Below are 22190 nucleotides of genomic sequence, written 5' to 3'. Positions count from 1 at the left end.
CCACTCCACCGTCCGGGCTCGGCCGTGGCGATGAGCGCCCCGTCAGGACGACCGGGCCAGGCGGCGTCCGACTCGCTGTCGGGGCCCGCCCGCGCCTGAGCCTCAGCCCGCGCGGTGGACCACCGCGTCGCAGAGTTCCTCCAGGGCCGACTTCGCGAAGCACTCCGGCAGGGGCGCGAGCGTGGCCCGGGCCTCCTGCGCGTAGCGGACGGTGTCGCGGCGTGCCTGCTCCAGCGCGGGGTGGACCCGCAGCCGGGCGAGGACCTCGGCGTGCCGGGCGTCGTCGGCGAGGTCGCCGTCGAGGAGGCGTACGAGGTCCAGGTCGGCGGGGTCGCCGCCCTGCTCGGCCCGCTCGCGCAGCAGCAGCACGGGCAGCGTCGGGATGCCCTCGCGCAGGTCGGTCCCCGGAGTCTTGCCGGACTCGTGCGAGTCGGAGGCGATGTCGAGGACGTCGTCGGCGAGCTGGAACGCGGTGCCGAGGCGCTCGCCGTACTGGGTGAGGATGTCGACGACGGAGTCGTCGGCGCCGGACATCAGCGCGCCGAACCGGCCGGAGACGGCGATCAGGGAGCCGGTCTTGCCGGCGATGACGTCGAGGTAGTGGGCGACCGGGTCGCGGCCGTCGCGCGGGCCGGCCGTCTCCAGGATCTGGCCCGTCACGAGGCGCTCGAAGGCCTCGGCCTGGATGCGCACGGCCTCGGGGCCGAGGTCGGCGAGGATGTGCGAGGCGCGGGCGAAGAGGAAGTCACCCGTGAGGACGGCGACGGAGTTGCCCCAGCGGGCGTTGGCGCTGGGCACGCCGCGGCGCACGTCCGCCTCGTCCATCACGTCGTCGTGGTAGAGCGTGGCCAGGTGGGTCAGCTCGACGACGACCGCTGAGGGCACGACCCCGGGCGCGTACGGGTCGCCGAACTGGGCGGCGAGCATCACCAGCAGCGGCCGGAACCGCTTGCCGCCGGCCTTGACCAGGTGCTGCGCGGCCTCGGTGATGAAGGGGACTTCGCTCTTGGTGGCCTCCAGCAGACCCGCCTCGACGGCGGCCAGTCCGGCCTGGACATCGGCCTCAAGAGCCTGGTCCCGCACGCTCAGTCCGAACGGCCCGACGACGGTCACGAGGGGTACTCCTGTCTGCTGACGATCACGCTGACGATCACCTGGATTGTCGATGTGTCGCTGCCATCACTCAAGCCAGCGTATCCGGTCTGATTTCGATCACGGAGAGCACCCGTCGCGCCGCCGTCCCCACACTGTCCGATCCGCCCCGGTATGTTCGGAAAAAGCCGAAAGAACCGGAGCGCACGCCTTGCCCAGACCCGTGATCGACACGGCGGAGCCCGCGGAGCCGGCGCCCGCCGGAGCCGGACACCCCGGCCGCCTCCGCCCCCATGGTCCCGCGCGCCCGCGCCCCCGGCGGACGGCTCGCCGACCGGACCGCGGTCCCGCACCGGCCGGGAGCCCGGCGGAGGCCCCCGTATGAGCGTCCGCACCGACTTCCCCTACGGGACCGCGCGCGAGGATGTCCGGATCCCGATGCCCGACGGCATCGCCCTGTACGCCCGCATCTGGCGTCCGGTGACCCCGGAGGCCGTGCCCGCCCTGCTGGAGTACGCGCCCCACCGGCTGACCGACCGCACCGCTCCCCGCGACGCCCGCCGCCACCCCTGGTACGCCGGCCACGGCTACGCCTCGGTCCGGGTGGACGTCCGCGGCCACGGCTGCAGCGGCGGCGTGCCCGGCAGCCCGTACGCGCCGTACGCCAGGGGCGGAGACGGCCCGGAGGCCGCCGACGGGGTCGCGGTGGTGCGCTGGCTGGCGGCGCAGCCGTGGTGCACGGGGGCCGTGGGGATGTTCGGCATGTCCTGGGCCGGCGCGCTGGCCCTGCGGATCGCCGCCCTCGCGCCCGACGCGCTGCGCGCCGTGGTCGCGGTGTGCGCTGCGGACGACGGCTTCGGCGGCGCCGCGCCCTACCTGGGCGGCTCGGTCGTCGCCGCGGACGGGCACGCCGGGTCGGCGGCGCTGCTCGCCCTGGCCGCCCGGCCCCCGGACCCGCTGTACGCCGGCGGCGACTGGCGCGAGCAGTGGCTGACGCGGCTGGACGCGCTCGAACCGCCCTCCGGCAGCTGGCTGGCCCACCAGACCCGGGACGCCCACTGGGCGCACGGCGGGCTCTGCGAGGACCCCGCCGCCGTCCGGGCGGCCGTCCTCGCCGTGGGCGGCCTGCACGACCCGTACCGGGACAGCGTGCTGCGGCTGGTGGCCCGCCTGCCCGCCGACCGGGTGCGCGGTCTGCTCGGCCCCTGGCCGCATGCCTACCCCGACCGCGGGCTGCCGCCGGGGCCGGCGATCGGCTTCCTGCAGGAGACCCTGCGCTGGTGGGACCACTGGCTGCGGGACACACCCAACGGGGTGATGGACGAGCCGCTGCTGCGGGCCTGGATCTGCGCCTCCCGCCCGCCGGCCACCGCGTACGGGGAGCTGCCGGGGAGGTGGGCGGGCGAGTCCGCCTGGCCGCCGCCGGCCGTCACGCCGGTCACGTACGCGCTGCGGGGCGAGCCGGTGGAGGTGGCCTCGCCGCAGCACACCGGGCTGGACGCGGGCCGGTTCGTCCCGCGCGGCGACGACGCCGACCTGCCGCCCGACCAGCGGGAGGAGGACGCGAAGTCCGCGTGCTTCGAGTTCCCGGTCGCGGCCGGGGAGCCGGTGGAGGTGCTGGGCCGGCCGCAGGTGACGCTGCGGCTGCGGATGGACGTCCCGCACGGGCAGGTCGCGGCCCGGCTGTGCGACGTCGCCCCGGACGGCTCCTCGACGCTGGTCACCCGCGGCGCGCTGAACCTGTCCGCGCGGCTAGGGCCGGAGAAGGCGGTGCCGTGGCCGGCGGGGGCGTACGAGGACGTCGTCTTCGAACTCGGCGCGGCCGCGTACGCGTTCCCGCCGGGGCACCGCATCCGGCTCGCCCTCTCCTCCGCGTACTGGCCGTGGCTGTGGCCGCGGGCCGGTTCGGAGGCGGGCTGGACGCTGGACCCGGCGGGCAGCGCGCTGGTCCTGCCGGTCCGCGGCCCGTCGCCGCACACCGACGCCGGCGTCGGTTTCGCGCCGCCCGAGCAGGCGCCGCCGCTCGGGGCCGTCGTCCCGGAGACCCTCGACCCGCCGCGCCCGCCGCGGCTGATCGTCCGGGACGTCGCGGCCGGGACGTGGCGGCTCCAGGCGGCGCCCCGGCCGGAGTGGCGCAGGATCCACCCGGACGGGCTGGAGTACGCGGAGGACGCGGACGAGGAGTACGCGATCCGCGACGGCGACGCCCTGTCGGCCCGCGTCCGCTGCACGTGGCGGATCCGGCTGCACCGGCCCGACCTCGGCTGGGACACCGTGGTGGAGGCCCGCTCGGAGACGTCCTGCGACGCGGAGGCCTTCCACACGGAGGACGAGCTGCTGTGCCGGGAGGGCGGGGAGGCCGTCTTCCACCGCACCTGGCGCCGGAGCCACCCGCGCACGGCGGGCTGAAGCCGTGCGCCCGGCGGCGCCCGGGGCCCGCCGGGCCCCGGCCCGCGCGCCGGCTTTCTGCGCGCCCCCGGCGCGCACCGGCCTCCGGCGCGCGTCACGCGGGCCGCGCGCCGCCCGCCGGAGGATCAGCCGTAGAGGCGCTCCAACACCACCGCGATGCCGTCCTCCTCGTTCGACAGCGTCACCTCGTCGGCGACGGCGACGAGTTCGCGGTGGGCGTCGGCCATGGCCACGCCGTATCCGGCCCACTCGAACATGGGGACGTCGTTCGGCATGTCGCCGAAGGCGATCGTGCCCGGCCCCCCGACCCCCAGCAGCTCCGCCGCCAGCGCCAGCCCGCTCGCCTTGCTGACCCCCGGCGGCTGCAGCTCGACCGTGTGCTCCCCCGCCATCGTCACGTTGACCATGTGCCCGACGACCCCGCGGGCGAGCCGCGTCAGCTCGTCGTCGTCCAGCTCCGGGTGCTGGAGCAGCACCTTGGTGATCGGCGCCGCCCACAGGTCCGCGCGCCGCGGCACCCGGACCGTCGGCAGGTGCGGGTGCGGCATCCGGTAGCCGGGCCCTATCAGCATCGCCGCGTCGACCCCCTCCTGGTCGACGGCCGCGTACACCTCGCCGATCTCGGCCTCGATCTTGCCGAGCGCCACCTCCGCGAGCTCCCGGTCCATTTCGACGGAGTGCAGCAGGGCACCTCGCGCCGTGTCGTACAACTGCGCGCCCTGCCCGCACACCGCGAGCCCCGTATATCCCAACCTGTCAAGAACATGGCGTACCTGCGGTACGGGGCGCCCGGTGACGATGATGTGCTGCGCGCCCGCAGCGCGCGCCGTCGCGAGCGCCGTGTACGAGCGGGCGGAGACGGTGTCTCCGGCGCGCAGCAGGGTCCCGTCCAGATCAGTGGCGACCAAAGAGAAGGGGAGGGCCGAAAGCGGGGCGGAAGTCACGGCGCAAGGATACGGACCCCGTTGGACAAGTCCTACAAATAGCGCCCGAATCCGGCCTCCCGCAGGCCCCACCAGCCACGTAACGTGTCAACCAGCCCCCGGGACACCCCCCGGGCCGCATCGAAAGCGAGGCAGTACCCCATGCCCCAGCAGAGCCCCCTCGATGTCCCCGAGGGCGACCCGTTCGGGCCGCACAACCTCCCGTACGGCGTCTTCTCCACCGGCGGCGACAGCCGCCGCCGGATCGGCGTGCGCATCGGCGGGCACGTGCTCGACGCCGGGGCCGCCGCCGAGGCGCTCGGCTCCCCGTACGCCGGCCTGCTCGGCCACCCCTCGCTGAACCCGCTGCTGGCCGCCGGCCGCACGGCCTGGCGCGACGTACACCGCGCCCTGACGGCCTGGGTGACCGACCCCGGCCACCGGGAGGCCGTGGAGCCGCACCTGCTGCCGCTGGACGCGGTCACCCTGCACCTGCCGTACGAGGTCGCCGACTACGTCGACTTCTACGCCAGCGAGCACCACGCCACCAACGTCGGCCGCATGTTCCGCCCCGACGGCGAGCCGCTGACCCCCAACTGGAAGCACCTGCCGATCGGCTACCACGGCCGCTCCGGCACCATCGTGGTCTCCGGCACGGACGTCGTCCGCCCCTCCGGGCAGCGCAAGGCCCCCTCCGACCCGGCGCCGGTCTTCGGCCCGTCCGTCAAGCTCGACATCGAGGCCGAGGTCGGCTTCCTGGTCGGCACCCCCTCCGAGCTGGGCAGCCCCGTCGCGCTGGGCGACTTCGAGGACCACGTCTTCGGCCTCTTCCTCCTCAACGACTGGTCCGCGCGCGACATCCAGGCCTGGGAGTACGTCCCGCTGGGCCCCTTCCTCGGCAAGTCCTTCGCCACCTCCGTCTCGGCGTGGGTGACCCCGCTGGAGGCCCTGGACGCGGCCCGCACCGCGCCGCCGGCCCGCGACTTCCCGCTGCTGCCCTACCTCGACGACGCCGACGCCGACCGGCCCGGCGGCTTCGACCTGCACATCACCGTCTCCATCAACGGGCAGGAGGTCGCGCACCCGCCGTTCGCGACGATGTACTGGACCGCCGCCCAGCAGTTGGCCCACATGACGGTGAACGGCGCCTCCCTGCGCACCGGCGACGTGTACGGCTCCGGCACCGTCAGCGGCCCCGAGGTCGCCCAGCGCGGCTCCCTGCTGGAGCTGACGTGGAACGGCCGCGACGCCATCGAGCTGGCCGAGGGCAAGCGGACGTTCCTGGAGGACGGCGACACGGTCACCCTCACGGCCTGGGCCCCCGGCCCCGGGGGCACCCGCGTGGGCCTGGGCGAGGTCACGGGCCGCGTGGTGGCCTCCCGCTAGCCCGTCTCCACCGGCCCGCACGGCTGCGGCGGGGCGGCGGCCCGCCCCGCCGCCCCGCCGATTCCGCCGGGAACGGATCCCGCTTGACGCGGCATATGCCGTCCACCCATGACAACGGCACATGGTCAACACGCGGCCGCCCGCTCACACGTGCGGCCGGTCCCACGCCGTTCCCCGGCGATACGCTGGACGGACTGGCGAGACTCCGTCGCATGGGAGCACTACCTATGAGCGTCGACCCCGAGGACTTCGAGCCGACGTATCGCTGGCCCGTCCCGCCCGAGGGCGGTTGGACGGCTGACGACCTCGACCGGCTTCCCAACCTGCCTCCGCACACGGAGCTGATCGACGGGAGCCTCGTCTTCGTGAGTCCGCAGACTCGATTCCACATGCGCGCGGTCAACTTCTTCACCTGGCAGTTGCAGGATCAGCAGCCACCGGGTCTGGAAGTCTTCCGCGAGTTCACGATCGACATCGACCGTCACAACCGTCCCGAACCCGATGTCATCGTCGTGGACGAGAGCGCGATCGGCGATCTGAACCAGACTCGGCTCCCTGCGGAGTCCGTCTGCCTGGCCATCGAGGTCGTCTCCCCCGAGTCCTCCGGCCGAGACCGTGGCGTCAAGCCGGTCAAGTACGCAGGCGCCGGCATCACCCACTTCTGGCGGGTGGAGAACAAGGACGGTCGCGCCGTGGTCTACGTCTACGAACTGGACCCGTCGACGGGAAGTTACGGAACTGCGGGCATCTTCCACGAACGACTGAAGGTGGCCGTCCCGTTCCCCATCGACCTTGACCTCACCGAGATCACCTCGAAGCGTCGCGGCGCCGAATAGACCAGACACACCGGGGCCCGGCTCCCCCGAAGGGAGCCGGGCCCCGGCGCGGCCACCCGACCGGTCAGCGCACGAACGTGCTCGCCTGTCCCGCCAGGTCCAGGAAGTACTGCGGCGCGAGGCCCAGCACCAGCGTGACCGCCACGCCGACCGCGATCGTCGTCATCGTCAGCGGCGACGGCACGGCCACCGTCGGCCCGTCCGCCTTCGGCTCGCTGAAGAACATCAGGACGATCACCCGGATGTAGAAGAACGCGGCGATCGCGGACGAGATGACGCCGACCACGACCAGCGCTCCCGCGCCGCCCTCCGCCGCCGCCTTGAACACCGCGAACTTCCCGGAGAACCCGGAGGTCAGCGGAATGCCCGCGAAGGCCAGCAGGAACACCGCGAAGACCGCCGCCGTCAGCGGCGAACGCCGCCCCAGCCCGGCCCACTTCGACAGGTGGGTCGCCTCGCCGCCCGCGTCGCGGACGAGCGTGACCACCGCGAACGCGCCGATCGTGACGAACGCGTACGCGCCCAGGTAGAAGAGCACCGACTGGACGCCCTCCGCCGACGTCGCGATGACACCGGCCAGGATGAACCCGGCGTGCGCGATCGACGAGTACGCCAGCAGCCGCTTGACGTCGGTCTGCGTCACCGCGATCACCGCGCCGGCCAGCATCGTCACGATCGCCACGCCCCACATCACCGGCCGCCAGTCCCAGCGCAGCCCCGGCAGCACCACGTACAGCAGCCGCAGGAGCGCGCCGAACGCGGCCACCTTGGTCGCCGCGGCCATGAAGCCGGTCACCGGCGTGGGGGCGCCCTGGTAGACGTCCGGGGTCCACATGTGGAACGGCACGGCGCCCACCTTGAACAGCAGCCCCATCAGCACCAGCGCCCCGCCGATCAGCAGGAGCGCGTCGTTGCCCATGGTGTCGGCGAGCGCCGGGTCCATGTGGGCCGTGGTGCCGTCGACCACGTCGGCGATGGCCGCGTACGAGACGGAGCCCGCGTAGCCGTAGAGCAGGGCGATGCCGAAGAGGAGGAACGCCGACGAGAAGGCGCCCAGCAGGAAGTACTTCACCGCGGCCTCCTGCGACATGAGCCGGTGGCGGCGGGCCACGGCGCAGAGCAGGTACAGCGGCAGCGAGAAGACCTCCAGGGCCACGAACAGCGTCAGCAGGTCGTTGGCCGCCGGGAAGATCAGCATGCCGGCGACCGCGAACATCGCCAGCGGGAACACCTCGGTGGTGGTGAAGCCCGCCTTCACGGCGGCCTTCTCGCTGTCGCTGCCCGGTACGGACGCCGCCTGCGCGGCGAAGGAGTCCACCCGGTTGCCGTGCGCGGCCGGGTCCAGGCGCCGCTCGGCGAACGTGAACACCGCGACGAGCGACGCCAGCAGGATCGTCCCCTGGAGGAAGAGGGCCGGGCCGTCGACGGCGACGGCCCCCATCGCCGCGATCTGCGCCTTCTCCCCCGCGTGCCCGCTGACGGCGAGCCCGACGACCGCCGCGAAGGCGGAGGCGAGCGCGGCGACGGCGAGGAACACCTGGACCGGATAGCGGCCGCGGCGCGGCACGAACGCCTCGACGAGGATGCCGAGGATCGCCGCGCCCACCACGATCAGCGTGGGCGACAGCTGCGCGTACTCGATGTGCGGGGCCGGGATCCGGTCCACCGGCGCCTGCGCGGCGAGCGCCCACAGGCCGTGGGCAGCAGTTGCGGTGCTCACTGGCCCGCCTCCCCGTTCTCGGACCCGACCGCCACCTCGGGCTTGGGGTCCTTCTGCTTCACGTCGGACATGGTGTGCTCCACCGCCGGGTTGACGATCTCGGTCAGCGGCTTCGGGTACACGCCCAGCCCGATCAGCAGGGCGATCAGCGGGGCGACCACGAGGAGCTCGCGCGGCCGCAGGTCCGGCATGCGGCGGACCTCCTCCTTCACCGGCCCGGTCATCGTCCGCTGGTACAGCACCAGCGTGTACAGCGCGGCGAGGACGATGCCGAGGGTGGCGACGATGCCGGCGACCGGGTACCGGGAGAACGTGCCGACCAGGACGAGGAACTCGCTGACGAACGGCGCGAGTCCGGGCAGCGACAGCGTCGCCAGGCCGCCGATCAGGAACGTGCCCGCCAGCACCGGCGCCACCTTCTGCACACCGCCGTAGTCGGCGATGAGCCGCGAGCCGCGCCGGGAGATCAGGAATCCGGCGACCAGCATCAGCGCCGCCGTCGACAGCCCGTGGTTGACCATGTACAGCGTCGCGCCCGACTGCCCCTGGGAGGTCATCGCGAAGATGCCCAGGATGATGAAGCCGAAGTGCGAGATCGACGCGTACGCGATCAGCCGCTTGATGTCCCGCTGCCCGACCGCGAGGAGCGCGCCGTAGACGATGCTGACCAGCGCCAGGACGAGGACGACCGGGGTGGCCCACTTGCTCGCCTCGGGGAACAGGCCGAGGCAGAAGCGGAGCATCGCGAAGGTGCCGACCTTGTCGACGACCGCGGTGATCAGCACGGCGACCGGGGCGGTGGCCTCGCCCATGGCGTTCGGCAGCCACGTGTGCAGCGGCCACAGCGGCGCCTTCACCGCGAACGCGAAGAAGAAGCCGAGGAACAGCAGCCGCTCGGTGTTGGTCGCCATGTCCAGGGTGCCCGCGGCGCGGGCGGCGGTGATCTCCTGGAGGGAGAAGTTCCCCGCGACGACGTACAGGCCGATGACCGCGGCCAGCATGATCAGGCCGCCGGCCAGGTTGTAGAGGAGGAACTTGACCGCCGCGTACGAGCGCTGCGCGGCGGCCTTCTCGTCGGTCCCGGCGTGCGCCCGGTCCCCGAAGCCGCCGATGAGGAAGTACATCGGGATGAGCATGGCTTCGAAGAAGATGTAGAAGAGGAAGACGTCGGTGGCCTCGAACGAGATGATCACCATCGCCTCGACCAGCAGGATCAGGGCGAAGAAGCCCTGGGTGGGCCGCCACCTCGGCGACCGGGTCTCCAGCGGGTCGGCGTCCTTCCAGCCGGCGGCGATGACGAACGGCACCAGCAGGGCGGTCAGCCCGATCAGTGCGACGCCGATGCCGTCGACGCCCAGCTCGTAGCGGACCCCGAAGTCGGCGATCCACGCGTGGGACTCGGTGAGCTGGTAGCGCTCGCCGCCCGGGTCGAAGCGGGCCGCGACGAGCCCCGCCAGGGCGAGCGTGGCCAGCGAGAACAGCAGCGCCAGCCATTTGGCGGCGGTCCGGCGGGCGGCCGGGACGGCCGCCGTGAGGACCGCGCCGGCCGCGGGCACCGCGGCCGTCACCGTCAGAAGCGGGAAATCCATCTCACACCGCCCTCATCAGCAGGGTCGCGGCGATGAGGATCGCCGTCCCTCCGAACATCGAGACCGCGTAGCTGCGGGCGTAGCCGTTCTGGAGCTTGCGGAGCCGGCCCGACAGGCCGCCGACCGAGGCCGCCGTCCCGTTGACCACGCCGTCGACCAGGCTGTGGTCGACGTACACGAGGGAGCGGGTCAGGTGCTCCCCGCCGCGCACCAGCACGACGTGGTTGAAGTCGTCCTGGAGCAGGTCGCGGCGGGCGGCCCGGGTGAGCAGGCTGCCGCGCGGGGCGGTCACGGGGACCGGCCGGCGGCCGTACATCGCCCAGGCGATCGCGACGCCCACGGCGAGGACCGCCATGGTGGCCAGGGTGACCGTGAGGGCGCTGACCGGGGGATGCCCGTGCTCGTACCCGGTGACCGGCTCCAGCCAGTTCAGGAACCGGTCGCCGATGGCGAAGAACCCGCCGGCGAAGACGGACCCGAAGGCCAGCACGATCATCGGGACGGTCATGGACTTCGGGGACTCGTGCGGGTGCGGCATCTCGCCGGGGCGGTGCCCGGCGGACGGCTCCACGTCCGCGGCGGCGTCCGCGTCGGGCGCGGGCTGCCAGCGCTTCTCGCCGAAGAAGGTCATCAGCATGACCCGCGTCATGTAGAACGCGGTGATCGCCGCGCCGAGCAGGGCGACCGAGCCGAGGATCCAGCCCTCGGTGCCGCCCTTGGCGAAGGCCGCCTCGATGATCCGGTCCTTGGAGAAGAAGCCGGACAGGCCGGGGAAGCCGATGATGGCGAGGTAGCCGAGGCCGAACGTGACGAAGGTGACCGGCATGTAGCGGCGCAGGCCGCCGTACTTGCGCATGTCGACCTCGTCGTTCATGCCGTGCATGACGGATCCGGCGCCGAGGAAGAGGCCGGCCTTGAAGAAGCCGTGCGTCACCAGGTGCATGATCGCGAAGACGTAGCCGATCGGGCCGAGGCCGGCCGCGAGCACCATGTAGCCGATCTGGGACATGGTCGAACCGGCCAGCGCCTTCTTGATGTCGTCCTTCGCGCAACCGACGACGGCACCGAAGAGCAGCGTGACCGCTCCGACGATCGCCGTGACGAGCTGCGCGTCCGGCGCGCCGTTGAAGATCGCGCCGGAGCGGACGATCAGGTACACGCCGGCGGTGACCATCGTCGCCGCGTGGATGAGGGCCGAGACGGGCGTCGGGCCCTCCATCGCGTCCCCGAGCCAGGACTGCAGCGGCACCTGCGCCGACTTGCCGCACGCTGCGAGCAGCAGCATCAGCCCGATCGCGGTCAGCATGCCCTCGGAGGTCTCGCCGGCAGAGGCCAGCACCGGCCGGAACGCGAACGTGCCGAAGGTGGTGAACATCAGCATGATCGCGATGGAGAGGCCCATGTCGCCGACCCTGTTGACCAGGAAGGCCTTCTTCGCGGCGGTCGCCGCGCTGGGCTTGTGCTGCCAGAAGCCGATGAGCAGGTACGAGGCGAGGCCGACGCCCTCCCAGCCGACGTACAGCAGCAGGTAGTTGTCGGCGAGGACCAGCAGCAGCATCGCCGCGAGGAAGAGGTTGAGATAGCCGAAGAAGCGGCGGCGGCGCTCGTCGTGCTCCATGTACCCGATCGAGTACACGTGGATCAGCGTGCCGACCCCGCTGATGAGCAGGACGAACGTCATCGACAGCTGGTCCAGCTGGAATGCGATGTCGGCCTGGAAGCCCTCCACCGGGATCCAGCTGTACAGGTGCTGCCGCATGGTCCGGTCGTCGGCGCCGCGGCCCAGCATGTCGGCGAACAGGGCGGCGCCGATGCCGAAGGAGGCGGCCGCGAGCAGGGTGCCGAGCCAGTGCCCGGCCCTGTCGAGGCGCCGGCCGCCGCACAGCAGCACCGCCGCTCCGAGCAGGGGCGCCGCCACGAGCAGCGCAATCAGATTCTCCACTGTGTACGCCCCTTACAGCTTCATCAGGCTGGCGTCGTCGACCGAGGCCGAGTGGCGGGTACGGAACAGCGACACGATGATCGCGAGGCCCACCACGACCTCGGCGGCGGCGACGACCATCGTGAAGAACGCGATGATCTGGCCGTCGAGGTTGCCGTGCATCCGGGAGAACGCGACGAACGCCAGGTTGCAGGCGTTGAGCATCAGCTCGACGCACATGAACAGCACGATCGTGTTGCGCCGGATCAGCACGCCCGCGGCGCCGATGGTGAACAGCAGGGCCGCGAGGTAGAGGTAGTTGACCGGGTTCACTTCGAGGCCTCCTCACGGCCGAGCCGCTCCGCCGAGCGCCGCTCCAGCGCCTTGAGGTCGGCGAGCGCCTCGCCGGAGACGTCGCGGACCTGGCCGCGGGCGCGGAGCGTCTTGCTGACGGTGAGCTCCGAGGGGGTGCCGTCGGGCAGCAGGCCGGGCACGTCGACCGCGTTGTGCCGGGCGTACACGCCGGGCGCGGGCAGCGGCGGGAGCTGGACGCCCTCGCGGACGCGCCGCTCGGACAGCTCGCGCTGCGTCGCGGCCCGCTCGGTGCGCTCGCGGTGGGTGAGCACCATCGCGCCGACGGCGGCGGTGATCAGCAGCGCGCCGGTGACCTCGAAGGCGAAGACGTACCGGGTGAAGATCAGCTGGGCGAGGCCCTCCACGTGCCCGGCCGAGTTGGCCCGGCCCAGCCCGTTGAAGTGCTGCAGGGAGGCGTTGCCGATGCCCGCGATCAGCAGGATGCCGAAGCCCAGCCCGCACAGGACGGCGAGCCAGCGCTGGCCCTTGATGGTCTCCTTCAGGGAGTCGGCGGCGGTGACGCCGACCAGCATGACCACGAAGAGGAACAGCATCATGATCGCGCCGGTGTAGACGATCACCTGGACGACGCCCAGGAAGTACGCCCCGTTCGCGAGGTAGAACACCGCCAGAATGATCATGGTCCCGGCGAGGCTCAGCGCACTGTGCACGGCCTTCTTCATCAGGATCGTCGCCAGCGCGCCGATCACGGCGACCGTGCCGAGGATCCAGAACTGGACCGCCTCGCCCGTGGAGGTGGCCGAAGCCGCGGCGGCGACCGCGCTCATGCCCCCACCCCCTCGGCGGGGCCCCGGTCCTGCGGGGCCTCGCCCTTGGAGACGGCCGGCTGCCGCTCGGTGCCGGGGGCCGCCCCCGTCACCTGCCCGCGGTAGTAGTCCTGCTCGTCCGTGCCCGGGTACATCGCGTGGGGCGCCTCGACCATGCCCTCGGTCAGCCCGGCGAGCAGCTCCTCCTTGGTGTAGATGAGCGACTCGCGGCTGGCGTCGGCCAGTTCGAACTCGTTCGTCATCGTCAGCGCCCGCGTCGGGCACGCCTCGATGCACAGCCCGCACAGGATGCAGCGGGCGTAGTTGATCTGGTAGACGCGGCCGTAGCGCTCGCCCGGGGAGTAGCGCTCCTCCTCCGTGTTGTCCGCGCCCTCCACGTAGATGGCGTCCGCGGGGCAGGCCCACGCGCACAGCTCGCACCCGATGCACTTCTCCAGGCCGTCCGGGTGCCGGTTGAGCTGGTGCCGTCCGTGGAAACGCGGTGCGGTCGTCTTCTGCTGCTCGGGGTACTGCTCGGTGAGGCGCTTCTTGAACATGGCCTTGAAGGTCACGCCGAAGCCGGCCACCGGGTTCTGCCACTGTTCGTCAGGCATTCTCCGCACCCTCCTCTCGGTCGCTGTCGTTGTTCGCCCCGCCGCTGGCGATCAGCTCGCGCTCCCGGCGGGGCCGCCGGCGCGGTACGGGGGGCAGGTGCTGGCCGGGCTTGGGCGGTACCGGGAACCCGCCCGCGAGCGGGTCGAACGGCTCGGCCCCGGGGGCGTCGGCCTCCGCGGCCCCGGCGGCCTTCTCCCGCCGGTCGCGGAAGAAGTCCGCGACGAAGGACAGCAGCAGGACCGCGACGACCGCGCCACCGACGTACAGGACGATCTGGGAGAAGTCGTACGCCTCGTTCCGCAGCGCCCGCACGGTCGCCACGAGCATCAGCCACAGCAGCGAGACGGGGATGAGGACCTTCCAGCCGAGCTTCATCAGCTGGTCGTAGCGGACGCGGGGCAGGGTGCCGCGCAGCCAGATGAAGAAGAACAGCAGCAGCTGCACCTTGACCACGAACCAGAGCAGCGGCCACCAGCCGTGGTTGGCGCCCTCCCAGAAGCTGCTGATCGGGTAAGGGGCCCGCCAGCCGCCCAGGAACAGGGTGACCGAGACGGCCGAGACGGTGACCATGTTGACGTACTCGGCCAGCATGAACATCGCGAACTTGATGGACGAGTACTCGGTGTTGAAGCCGCCGACGAGGTCGCCCTCGGACTCCGGCATGTCGAACGGCGCCCGGTTGGTCTCGCCGACCATCGTCACCACGTAGATGATGAACGACACCGGCAGCAGCACGATGAACCAGCGGTCCGCCTGCGCCTCCACGATCGCCGAGGTCGACATCGACCCGGAGTAGAGGAACACCGAGGCGAACGCCGCGCCCATCGCGATCTCGTAGCTGATCATCTGGGCGCAGGAGCGCAAGCCCCCGAGCAGCGGGTACGTCGAGCCCGAGGACCAGCCGGCGAGCACGATGCCGTAGATGCCGACGGAGGCGACGGCGAGGATGTACAGCATCGCGATCGGCAGGTCGGTCAGCTGCATCGTGGTGCGCTGCCCGAAGATCGACACCTCGTTCCCGGCGGGCCCGAAGGGGATCACCGCGATCGCCATGAAGGCGGGGATCGCCGCGACGATCGGCGCCAGCACGTAGACGACCTTGTCTGCGCGCTTGACGACGATGTCCTCCTTCAGCATCAGCTTCACGCCGTCGGCGAGCGACTGGAGCATGCCCCACGGGCCGTGCCGGTTGGGGCCGATGCGCAGCTGCATCCAGGCGACGACCTTGCGCTCCCACACGATGGAGAACAGGACGGTCACCATCAGGAAGGCGAAGCAGAACACCGCCTTGACGAGGACCAGCCACCAGGGGTCCCTGCCGAACAGCGACAGGTCCTCGGCAGCGAGCAGTACCGCGTTCACGCTCCCACCTCCGCAGTGGTGCCGCCTGCGCCGGCCGGGGTCGCCGGGCCGATCCGTACGAGGGTGCCCGGCAGGGCGCCGGTGTCGGCGCGGACGCCGGAGCCGGTGGAGTTCAGCGGGAGCCAGACCACCCGGTCGGGCATCTCGGTGATCCTCAGCGGCAGTGCGACCGTCCCGGTCGGGCCGGTCACCGCGAGGAGGTCGCCGTCCTTGACGCCCGTCTCGGCCGCGGTGGCCGCCGACAGCCGGGCGCTCGCCTCGTGCCGGGTGCCGGCCAGGGCGTCGTCGCCTTCCTGGAGCCGGCCGAGGTCGAGGAGCAGCCGGTGCCCGGCGAGGACCGCCTCCCCGGCCGCGGGCCGGGGCAGCGCCGCCGGGGAGCCGGGCTGCGCCGCGGGGCGCTCGCCGGCCCACCGGCCGAGCCGGTCGATCTCGCGGCGCACGGCGTGCACGTCGGGCAGGCCGAGCGGCCGGTCGGCGGCGTCGGCCAGCATGTGCAGGACGCGCGCGTCGGCCGGGGCGAGCGGGCGGGTCATCTGGTCGGGCTTGAGCGCGGCCTCGAACGGCCGGACGCGGCCCTCCCAGTTGACGAAGGTGCCCGCCTTCTCGGCGACGGCCGCGACCGGCAGGACCACGTCGGCGTGGTCGGTGACCTCGCCGGGCCGCAGCTCCAGGGAGACCGTGAACGCCTCCCTCAGCGCGGTCCGCGCCCGCTCCGGGTCGGGCAGGTCGGTGACCTCCACTCCCGCGACGAGCAGCGCGGTCAGCTCGCCGGCGGCCGCGGCCTCGACGATCTGCCCGGCATCGCGGCCGTAGCGGTGCGGCAGCTCCTGGAGCCCCCACGCGGCCGCCACCTCCCCGCGCGCACGCGGGTCCGTCGCCGGGCGGCCGCCGGGCAGCAGTGACGGCAGGGCGCCCGCCTCGATCGCGGCGCGCTCCCCGGCCCGCCGCGGGATCCACACCAGCCGGGCCCCGGTCGCCGCGGCCGCCCGGACCGCCGCGGTCAGCCCGCCGGGCACGCCCCCGAGGCGCTCCCCGACGACGATGACCGCACCGGGCTGGCGCAGTGCTTCGGCGGCTGCCTCGCCGCCCTGCTCCAGGCCGGTGCGGGAGGCGAGCGCGTCCAGCCACTCGGGCTCGGTGCCCGGTGCAGCGGCGAGCAGGGTGCCGCCCGCCTTGGCCAGGCCGCGGGTGGTGAACGGGGCCAGGGCGAAGGTCTGCTGGCGGCGCTTGCGGAAGGCCTTGCGCAGCCGCAGGAAGACCCCGGGGGCCTCCTCCTCCGCCTCGATGCCGACGAGCAGCACCGCGGGCGCCGCCTCCAGCGCGGCGTACGAGACCCCCTGCCCGTCCAGGTCGACGCCGCGGCCCGCGACCTCCGCGGCCAGGAAGTCGGCCTCCTCCGCGCTGTGCACGCGGGCCCGGAAGTCGATGTCGTTGGTGTCGAGGACGACCCGCGCGAACTTGGCGTACGCGTACGCGTCCTCGACGGTCAGCCGCCCGCCGGTCAGCACGCCGGCGCGGCCGCGCGCCGCGGCCAGCCCGGCTGCTGCGGCGGCGAGCGCCTCGGGCCAGCTCGCCGGCTCGAGGACCCCCTCGGCGCTGCGGACCAGCGGCGTGGTCAGCCGGTCGGGGCGCTGCGCGTACCGGAACGCGAAGCGGCCCTTGTCGCAGATCCACTCCTCGTTGACCTCGGGGTCCTCGGCGGCCATGCGGCGCATCACCTTGCCGCGCCGGTGGTCGGTGCGGGTCGCGCAGCCGCCCGCGCAGTGTTCGCACACGCTCGGGGAGGAGACGAGGTCGAAGGGGCGGGAGCGGAACCGGTACGCCGCCGAGGTGAGCGCGCCGACCGGGCAGATCTGGATGGTGTTCCCGGAGAAGTACGACTCGAACGGGTCGCCCTCGCCGGTGCCGACCTGCTGGAGCGCGCCCCGCTCCAGCAGTTCGATCATCGGGTCGCCTGCGACCTGGGTGGAGAAGCGGGTGCAGCGGGCGCACAGCACGCACCGCTCCCGGTCGAGGAGGACCTGCGTGGAGATCGGCACCGGCTTCTCGTAGGTGCGCTTGCGGCCCTCGAAGCGGGAGTCGGCGTTGCCGTGCGACATGGCCTGGTTCTGCAGCGGGCACTCGCCGCCCTTGTCGCAGACCGGGCAGTCCAGCGGGTGGTTGATGAGCAGCAGCTCCATCACGCCGCGCTGCGCCTTCTCCGCGACGGGGGAGGTCAGCTGCGTCCGGACGACCATCCCGTCGGTGCAGGTGATGGTGCAGGACGCCATCGGCTTGCGCTGGCCCTCCACCTCGACGATGCACTGCCGGCAGGCGCCGACCGGGTCGAGCAGGGGGTGGTCGCAGAAGCGGGGGATCTCCACCCCGATCTGCTCGGCGGCGCGGATGACGAGGGTCCCCTTGGGCACCGACAGCTCGACGCCGTCGATGGTCAGCGAGACCAGGTCCTCCGGGGGCACGGCGGCCCCTCCGCCACCGGTGGGGGCATTCGTGGTGACGGTCATGCGTTCACCTCCGTGTCGGCCCAGAGGACCGACTTCCTGGGGTCGAAGGGGCAGCCCTTGCCCGTGACGTGCTGCTCGTACTCGTCGCGGAAGTACTTCAGCGAGGAGAAGATCGGGCTGGCGGCGCCGTCGCCGAGCGCGCAGAACGACTTGCCGTTGATGTTGTCGGCGATGTCCTGGAGCTTGTCGAGGTCGGCCATGGCGCCCTTGCCGGCCTCGATGTCGCGCAGCAGCTGGACCAGCCAGTAGGTGCCCTCGCGGCAGGGGGTGCACTTGCCGCACGACTCGTGGGCGTAGAACTCGGTCCACCGGGTGACGGCGCGCACCACGCAGGTCGTCTCGTCGAAGCACTGCAGGGCCTTGGTGCCGAGCATCGAGCCGGCCGCGCCGACGCCCTCGTAGTCGAGCGGGACGTCGAGGTGCTCGTCGGTGAACATGGGGGTGGAGGAGCCGCCGGGGGTCCAGAACTTCAGCCGGTGGCCGGGGCGCATGCCGCCGCTCATGTCGAGGAGCTGGCGCAGGGTGATCCCGAGGGGGGCCTCGTACTGGCCGGGGCCGGCGACGTGCCCGGACAGCGAGTAGAGGGTGAAGCCGGGGGACTTCTCGGTGCCCATCGACTTGAACCAGTCCTTGCCCCGGTTCAGGATCGCGGGGACCGAGGCGATGGACTCGACGTTGTTCACGACGGTGGGGCAGGCGTAGAGGCCTTCGACTGCGGGGAAGGGCGGCCGCAGCCGGGGCTGGCCGCGGCGGCCTTCGAGGGAGTCCAGGAGCGCCGTCTCCTCGCCGCAGATGTAGGCGCCCGCCCCGGCGTGGACGGTGATGTCGAGGTCCATCCCGCTGCCGAGGACGTCCTTGCCGAGGTAGCCCGCCTCGTACGCCTCGCGGACCGCCTCGTGCAGGCGGCGCAGGACGGGCACGGCCTCGCCGCGCAGGTAGATGAACGCGTGCGCGGAGCGGATCGCGTAGCAGGCGATGACCATGCCCTCGATGAGGGAGTGCGGGTTGGCGAAGAGGAGCGGGATGTCCTTGCAGGTGCCCGGCTCGGACTCGTCGGCGTTGACGACGAGGTAGTGCGGCTTGCCGTCGCCCTGCGGGATGAACTGCCACTTCATCCCGGTGGGGAAGCCGGCGCCGCCGCGGCCGCGGAGCCCGGAGTCCTTCACGTAGGCGATGACCTCGTCGGGGGTCATCGCGAGGGCCTTGCGCAGCCCCTCGTAGCCGTCGTGGCGCCGGTAGGTCTCCAGCGTCCACGACCGCGGCTCGTCCCAGAACGCCGACAGGACGGGGGCCAGCAGCTTCTCCGGGCTCGTTCCGTTCTCGTGCATGGCGGTCGCCACCGTCATCACTCCCCCTCCTCGCCGGTCGCAGCGGCCCGCGGGTGCACGATGCGTCCCTGGTGCGGGGCTTCGCCGCGCGCGATGCGCAGTCCGATCAGCGAGGCGGGTCCGGCGCCGCCGCTCGCCTCCACGGCGCCGGGCCGCTCGTCGGGGAAGCCGGCGAGGATCCGGGCGGTCTCCTTGTACGTGCACAGCGGCGCGCCGCGGGTCGGCTCGACGGGGCGGCCGGCGCGGAGGTCGTCGACGAGGGCCTTGGCGGACTCGGGGGTCTGGTTGTCGAAGAACTCCCAGTTCACCATCACGACGGGCGCGTAGTCGCAGGCCGCGTTGCACTCGATGTGTTCGAGGGTGACCTTGCCGTCGGGGGTGGTCTCGTTGTTGCCGACGCCGAGGTGCTCCTGGAGCTCCTCGAAGATGGCGTCGCCGCCCATGACCGCGCACAGGGTGTTGGTGCAGACGCCGACCTGGTAGTCGCCCGAGGGCCTGCGCCGGTACATCGTGTAGAAGGTGGCGACGGCGGTGACCTCGGCGGTGGTCAGGCCGAGGGTCTCCGCGCAGAACCGGATGCCGGTGCGGGAGACGTGGCCCTCCTCGGACTGCGTGAGGTGCAGCAGCGGCAGGAGGGCGGAGCGGCTGTCGGGGTAGCGGGCGATGATCTCCGCGGCGTCCGCGGCGAGCCGCTCGCGCACCTCGGCCGGGTAGTCGGGGGCGGGCGGCTGGGGCATGCCCAGGCTCACCTCTCGACGGGCGGGGCTGGCTGTCATCGGTCGACGCCTCCCATCACGGGGTCGATGGAGGCGACGGCGACGATGACGTCGGCGACCTGGCCGCCCTCGCACATCGCCGCCATGGCCTGGAGGTTGGTGAAGGACGGGTCGCGGAAGTGGACCCGGTAGGGGCGGGTCCCGCCGTCGGAGACGACGTGGACGCCGAGTTCGCCCTTGGGGGACTCGACGGCGGCGTAGGCCTGGCCCGCGGGGACGCGGAAGCCCTCGGTCACCAGCTTGAAGTGGTGGATGAGGGCCTCCATGGAGGTGCCCATGATGTTCTTGATGTGGTCGAGGGAGTTGCCGAGCCCGTCGGGGCCGAGCGCGAGCTGCGCCGGCCAGGCGATCTTCTTGTCGGCGACCATGACGGGGCCGGGCTCCAGCCGGTCCAGGCACTGCTCGATGATCCGCAGGGACTGCCGCATCTCCTCCAGGCGGATCAGGAACCGCCCGTACGAGTCGCACGTCTCCGTGGTGGGGACGTCGAACTCGTAGGTCTCGTAGCCGCAGTAGGGGTCGGCCTTGCGCAGGTCGTGCGGCAGGCCGGCGGAGCGGAGGATGGGGCCGGTGGCGCCGAGGGCCATGCAGCCGGTGAGGTCGAGGTAGCCGACGTCCTGCATGCGGGCCTTGAAGATGGGGTTGCCGGTGGCGAGCTTGTCGTACTCCGGCAGGTTCTTCTTCATGGTCTTCAGGAAGTCGCGGAGCTGGTCGACGGCGCCGGGGGGCAGGTCCTGGGCGAGGCCGCCGGGGCGGATGAACGCGTGGTTCATGCGCAGGCCGGTGATCAGCTCGAAGATGTCGAGGATCAGCTCGCGGTCGCGGAAGCCGTAGATCATGATCGTGGTGGCGCCGAGCTCCATGCCGCCGGTGGCGATGCACACCAGGTGCGAGGAGAGCCGGTTGAGCTCCATCAGCAGGACGCGGACGACGGTGGCGCGGTCGGGGACCTGGTCGGTGATGCCGAGGAGCTTCTCGACGCCGAGGCAGTACGCCGTCTCGTTGAAGAACGGCGTGAGGTAGTCCATGCGCGTCACGAAGGTGGTGCCCTGCGTCCAGTTCCGGAATTCGAGGTTCTTCTCGATGCCGGTGTGCAGGTAGCCGATGCCGCAGCGGGCCTCGGTGACCGTCTCGCCGTCGATCTCCAGGATGAGCCGGAGCACGCCGTGGGTGGAGGGGTGCTGCGGGCCCATGTTGACGACGATGCGCTCGTCGTCGGCCTTGGCCGCGGAGCGGACGACCTCGTCCCAGTCGCCGCCGGTGACGGTGTAGACGGTGCCCTCGGTGGTCTCGCGGGACGCCGCGTGGTGGTTCGTGGACATCAGCTGTACGACCTCCGCTGGTCGGGAGCCGGGATCTGGGCGCCCTTGTACTCGACGGGGATGCCGCCGAGGGGGTAGTCCTTGCGCTGCGGGAAGCCCTGCCAGTCGTCCGGCATCATGATCCGCGTGAGGGCCGGGTGGCCGTCGAAGACCAGCCCGAAGAAGTCGTACGCCTCGCGCTCGTGCCAGTCGTTGGTCGGGTAGACGGAGACCAGCGAGGGGACGTGCGGATCGGCGTCCGGGGCGCAGACCTCCAGCCGCACGGTGCGGCCGTGCGTGATCGAGCGCAGGTGGTAGACGGCGTGCAGTTCGCGGCCGCGGTCGCCGGGGTAGTGCACGCCGCTGACCCCGGTGCACAGTTCGAAGCGCAGGGCGGGGTCGTCGCGGAGGGTGGACGCCACCCGGACGAGGTGCTCGCGGGCGATGTGGAACGTGAGCTCGCCGCGGTCCACGACCGTCTTCTCGATCGCGTTGGAGGGCAGCAGCCCCTGCTCCTCCAGGGCGCCTTCGAGCTCGTCGGCGACCTCGTCGAAGTAGGAGCCGTAGGGGCGGTGGCTCGGGCCGGGCAGGGCGACGGTGCGCACCAGGCCGCCGTAGCCGCTGGTGTCGCCGCCGCCGCGGGCGCCGAACATGCCCTTGCGGACGCCGATCACCTCGGGGCCGGCGGACTCGCGGGGGGCGGGGACGGCGCCGTCGTCGCCCGGGGTGGTGCCGGGGGTGGTGTCGCTCACCGGAGCAGCCCCTTCATCTCGATGGTGGGCAGGGCCTTGAGGGCCGCGGCCTCCGCCTCGCGGGCCGCCTCTTCCCGGTTCACGCCGAGCTTGGAGCTCTGGATCTTCTGGTGGAGCTTGAGGATCGCGTCCATGAGCATCTCGGGGCGGGGCGGGCAGCCGGGGAGGTAGATGTCCACCGGGACGATGTGGTCGACGCCCTGCACGATCGCGTAGTTGTTGAACATGCCGCCCGACGATGCGCAGACGCCCATGGAGATGACCCACTTGGGAGCGGGCATCTGGTCGTAGACCTGCCGCAGCACCGGCGCCATCTTCTGGCTGACCCGGCCGGCGACGATCATGAGGTCGGCCTGGCGCGGCGAGCCGCGGAAGACCTCCATGCCGAAGCGGGCGAGGTCGTAGCGGCCGGCTCCGGTGGTCATCATCTCGATGGCGCAGCAGGCCAGGCCGAAGGTCGCGGGGAAGACGGACGACTTGCGCACCCATCCCGCGGCCTGTTCGACGGTGGTCAGCAGGAAGCCGCTCGGCAGCTTTTCTTCCAGTCCCATGGGA

18 protein-coding genes are annotated in these 22190 nt (G+C 72.3%); 3 read left to right on the top strand and 15 right to left on the bottom strand.

Annotated elements, in window-relative coordinates:
• Positions 1-102: 102 nt before the first annotated feature.
• The gene (locus tag IE170_RS04195; RefSeq protein WP_114053681.1) at positions 103-1113 is read right to left on the bottom strand and encodes a polyprenyl synthetase family protein; all 1011 of its coding nucleotides are present in this window, start codon (positions 1111-1113) and stop codon (positions 103-105) included.
• A gap of 360 nt (positions 1114-1473) precedes the next feature.
• On the opposite strand from IE170_RS04195, the gene IE170_RS04190 reads away from it, so the two are divergent.
• Complete coding sequence (locus IE170_RS04190; protein WP_189807956.1) at positions 1474-3501, top strand: CocE/NonD family hydrolase; 2028 nt, start codon at positions 1474-1476, stop codon at positions 3499-3501.
• A 125-nt stretch (positions 3502-3626) separates the two neighbouring features.
• Here the strand turns inward: IE170_RS04190 and IE170_RS04185 are convergent, their stop codons facing one another.
• Positions 3627-4445: an HAD family hydrolase gene (locus IE170_RS04185; protein ID WP_189807955.1), complete on the bottom strand. Its 819-nt coding sequence runs from the start codon at positions 4443-4445 to the stop codon at positions 3627-3629.
• A gap of 141 nt (positions 4446-4586) precedes the next feature.
• On the opposite strand from IE170_RS04185, the gene fahA reads away from it, so the two are divergent.
• Together fahA and IE170_RS04175 are read left to right on the top strand one after the other, a co-directional pair.
• Positions 4587-5810 carry a fumarylacetoacetase gene (fahA, locus tag IE170_RS04180; protein WP_189807954.1) on the top strand — a complete coding sequence of 408 codons (1224 nt, stop codon included), beginning with the start codon at positions 4587-4589 and terminating at the stop codon, positions 5808-5810.
• Positions 5811-6037: 227 nt separating this feature from the next.
• Positions 6038-6646 (top strand): Uma2 family endonuclease, encoded by a 609-nt coding sequence (locus tag IE170_RS04175; RefSeq protein ID WP_189808204.1) that lies wholly within the window; start codon positions 6038-6040, stop codon positions 6644-6646.
• A gap of 64 nt (positions 6647-6710) precedes the next feature.
• Here IE170_RS04175 and nuoN read toward each other — a convergent pair whose 3' ends face one another.
• The 13 genes from nuoN to IE170_RS04110 are packed head-to-tail and all read right to left on the bottom strand — an operon-like array spanning position 6711 to position 22186.
• Entirely contained in the window at positions 6711-8366 is a 1656-nt protein-coding gene (gene nuoN, locus IE170_RS04170) for an NADH-quinone oxidoreductase subunit NuoN (protein ID WP_189807953.1), read from the bottom strand.
• Positions 8363-9955 (bottom strand): NADH-quinone oxidoreductase subunit M, encoded by a 1593-nt coding sequence (locus IE170_RS04165; RefSeq protein WP_189807952.1) that lies wholly within the window; start codon positions 9953-9955, stop codon positions 8363-8365. The genes nuoN and IE170_RS04165 overlap by 4 nt, the downstream gene beginning before the upstream one ends.
• 1 nt (position 9956) lies before the next feature.
• Positions 9957-11897 (bottom strand): NADH-quinone oxidoreductase subunit L, encoded by a 1941-nt coding sequence (gene nuoL / locus IE170_RS04160; RefSeq protein ID WP_189807951.1) that lies wholly within the window; start codon positions 11895-11897, stop codon positions 9957-9959.
• A 12-nt stretch (positions 11898-11909) separates the two neighbouring features.
• Positions 11910-12209, bottom strand: coding sequence for an NADH-quinone oxidoreductase subunit NuoK (gene nuoK / locus IE170_RS04155; protein ID WP_189807950.1), 300 nt, complete (start codon positions 12207-12209; stop codon positions 11910-11912).
• The gene (locus IE170_RS04150) at positions 12206-13018 is read right to left on the bottom strand and encodes an NADH-quinone oxidoreductase subunit J (RefSeq protein WP_189807949.1); all 813 of its coding nucleotides are present in this window, start codon (positions 13016-13018) and stop codon (positions 12206-12208) included. Before IE170_RS04150 ends, nuoK begins: the two co-directional genes overlap by 4 nt.
• Positions 13015-13611, bottom strand: coding sequence for an NADH-quinone oxidoreductase subunit NuoI (gene nuoI / locus IE170_RS04145; protein ID WP_189807948.1), 597 nt, complete (start codon positions 13609-13611; stop codon positions 13015-13017). The genes IE170_RS04150 and nuoI overlap by 4 nt, the downstream gene beginning before the upstream one ends.
• Positions 13604-14974 carry an NADH-quinone oxidoreductase subunit NuoH gene (gene nuoH / locus IE170_RS04140; RefSeq protein WP_189807947.1) on the bottom strand — a complete coding sequence of 457 codons (1371 nt, stop codon included), beginning with the start codon at positions 14972-14974 and terminating at the stop codon, positions 13604-13606. The genes nuoI and nuoH overlap by 8 nt, the downstream gene beginning before the upstream one ends.
• On the bottom strand, positions 14971-17478 hold the full coding sequence (locus tag IE170_RS04135; RefSeq protein WP_189807946.1) for an NADH-quinone oxidoreductase subunit G: 2508 nt from the start codon (positions 17476-17478) through the stop codon (positions 14971-14973). Before IE170_RS04135 ends, nuoH begins: the two co-directional genes overlap by 4 nt.
• A complete protein-coding gene (gene nuoF, locus IE170_RS04130) occupies positions 17475-18824 on the bottom strand; it encodes an NADH-quinone oxidoreductase subunit NuoF (RefSeq protein ID WP_189807945.1) in 1350 nt (449 codons plus the stop codon). The genes IE170_RS04135 and nuoF overlap by 4 nt, the downstream gene beginning before the upstream one ends.
• The gene (gene nuoE / locus IE170_RS04125; RefSeq protein ID WP_189807944.1) at positions 18824-19582 is read right to left on the bottom strand and encodes an NADH-quinone oxidoreductase subunit NuoE; all 759 of its coding nucleotides are present in this window, start codon (positions 19580-19582) and stop codon (positions 18824-18826) included. Before nuoE ends, nuoF begins: the two co-directional genes overlap by 1 nt.
• A complete protein-coding gene (locus tag IE170_RS04120; RefSeq protein ID WP_189807943.1) occupies positions 19579-20904 on the bottom strand; it encodes an NADH-quinone oxidoreductase subunit D in 1326 nt (441 codons plus the stop codon). The genes nuoE and IE170_RS04120 overlap by 4 nt, the downstream gene beginning before the upstream one ends.
• Positions 20904-21635, bottom strand: a complete 732-nt coding sequence (locus IE170_RS04115) for an NADH-quinone oxidoreductase subunit C (protein ID WP_189807942.1) — start codon at positions 21633-21635, stop codon at positions 20904-20906. Before IE170_RS04115 ends, IE170_RS04120 begins: the two co-directional genes overlap by 1 nt.
• Positions 21632-22186, bottom strand: coding sequence for a NuoB/complex I 20 kDa subunit family protein (locus IE170_RS04110; protein ID WP_189807941.1), 555 nt, complete (start codon positions 22184-22186; stop codon positions 21632-21634). Before IE170_RS04110 ends, IE170_RS04115 begins: the two co-directional genes overlap by 4 nt.
• Positions 22187-22190 lie beyond the last annotated feature (4 nt).

It is taken from the genome of Streptomyces toxytricini, from assembly GCF_014649915.1.
In the GTDB taxonomy this organism is placed as follows: domain Bacteria; phylum Actinomycetota; class Actinomycetes; order Streptomycetales; family Streptomycetaceae; genus Streptomyces; species Streptomyces toxytricini.
This window is presented reverse-complemented; position numbering and strand designations above follow the sequence as displayed.

Excerpts from the sequence above, each read along its gene's own strand:
- IE170_RS04190 (WP_189807956.1), top strand. The coding sequence starts at position 1,474 with ATGAGCGTCCGCACCGACTTCCCCTACGGGACCGCGCGCGAGGATGTC.
- fahA (WP_189807954.1), top strand. The coding sequence starts at position 4,587 with ATGCCCCAGCAGAGCCCCCTCGATGTCCCCGAGGGCGACCCGTTCGGG.
- IE170_RS04175 (WP_189808204.1), top strand. The coding sequence starts at position 6,038 with ATGAGCGTCGACCCCGAGGACTTCGAGCCGACGTATCGCTGGCCCGTC.
- IE170_RS04165 (WP_189807952.1), bottom strand. The coding sequence starts at position 9,955 with ATGGATTTCCCGCTTCTGACGGTGACGGCCGCGGTGCCCGCGGCCGGC.
- IE170_RS04150 (WP_189807949.1), bottom strand. The coding sequence starts at position 13,018 with ATGAGCGCGGTCGCCGCCGCGGCTTCGGCCACCTCCACGGGCGAGGCG.
- nuoI (WP_189807948.1), bottom strand. The coding sequence starts at position 13,611 with ATGCCTGACGAACAGTGGCAGAACCCGGTGGCCGGCTTCGGCGTGACC.
- IE170_RS04135 (WP_189807946.1), bottom strand. The coding sequence starts at position 17,478 with ATGACCGTCACCACGAATGCCCCCACCGGTGGCGGAGGGGCCGCCGTG.
- nuoF (WP_189807945.1), bottom strand. The coding sequence starts at position 18,824 with ATGACGGTGGCGACCGCCATGCACGAGAACGGAACGAGCCCGGAGAAG.
- nuoE (WP_189807944.1), bottom strand. The coding sequence starts at position 19,582 with ATGACAGCCAGCCCCGCCCGTCGAGAGGTGAGCCTGGGCATGCCCCAG.
- IE170_RS04120 (WP_189807943.1), bottom strand. The coding sequence starts at position 20,904 with ATGTCCACGAACCACCACGCGGCGTCCCGCGAGACCACCGAGGGCACC.
- IE170_RS04110 (WP_189807941.1), bottom strand. The coding sequence starts at position 22,186 with ATGGGACTGGAAGAAAAGCTGCCGAGCGGCTTCCTGCTGACCACCGTC.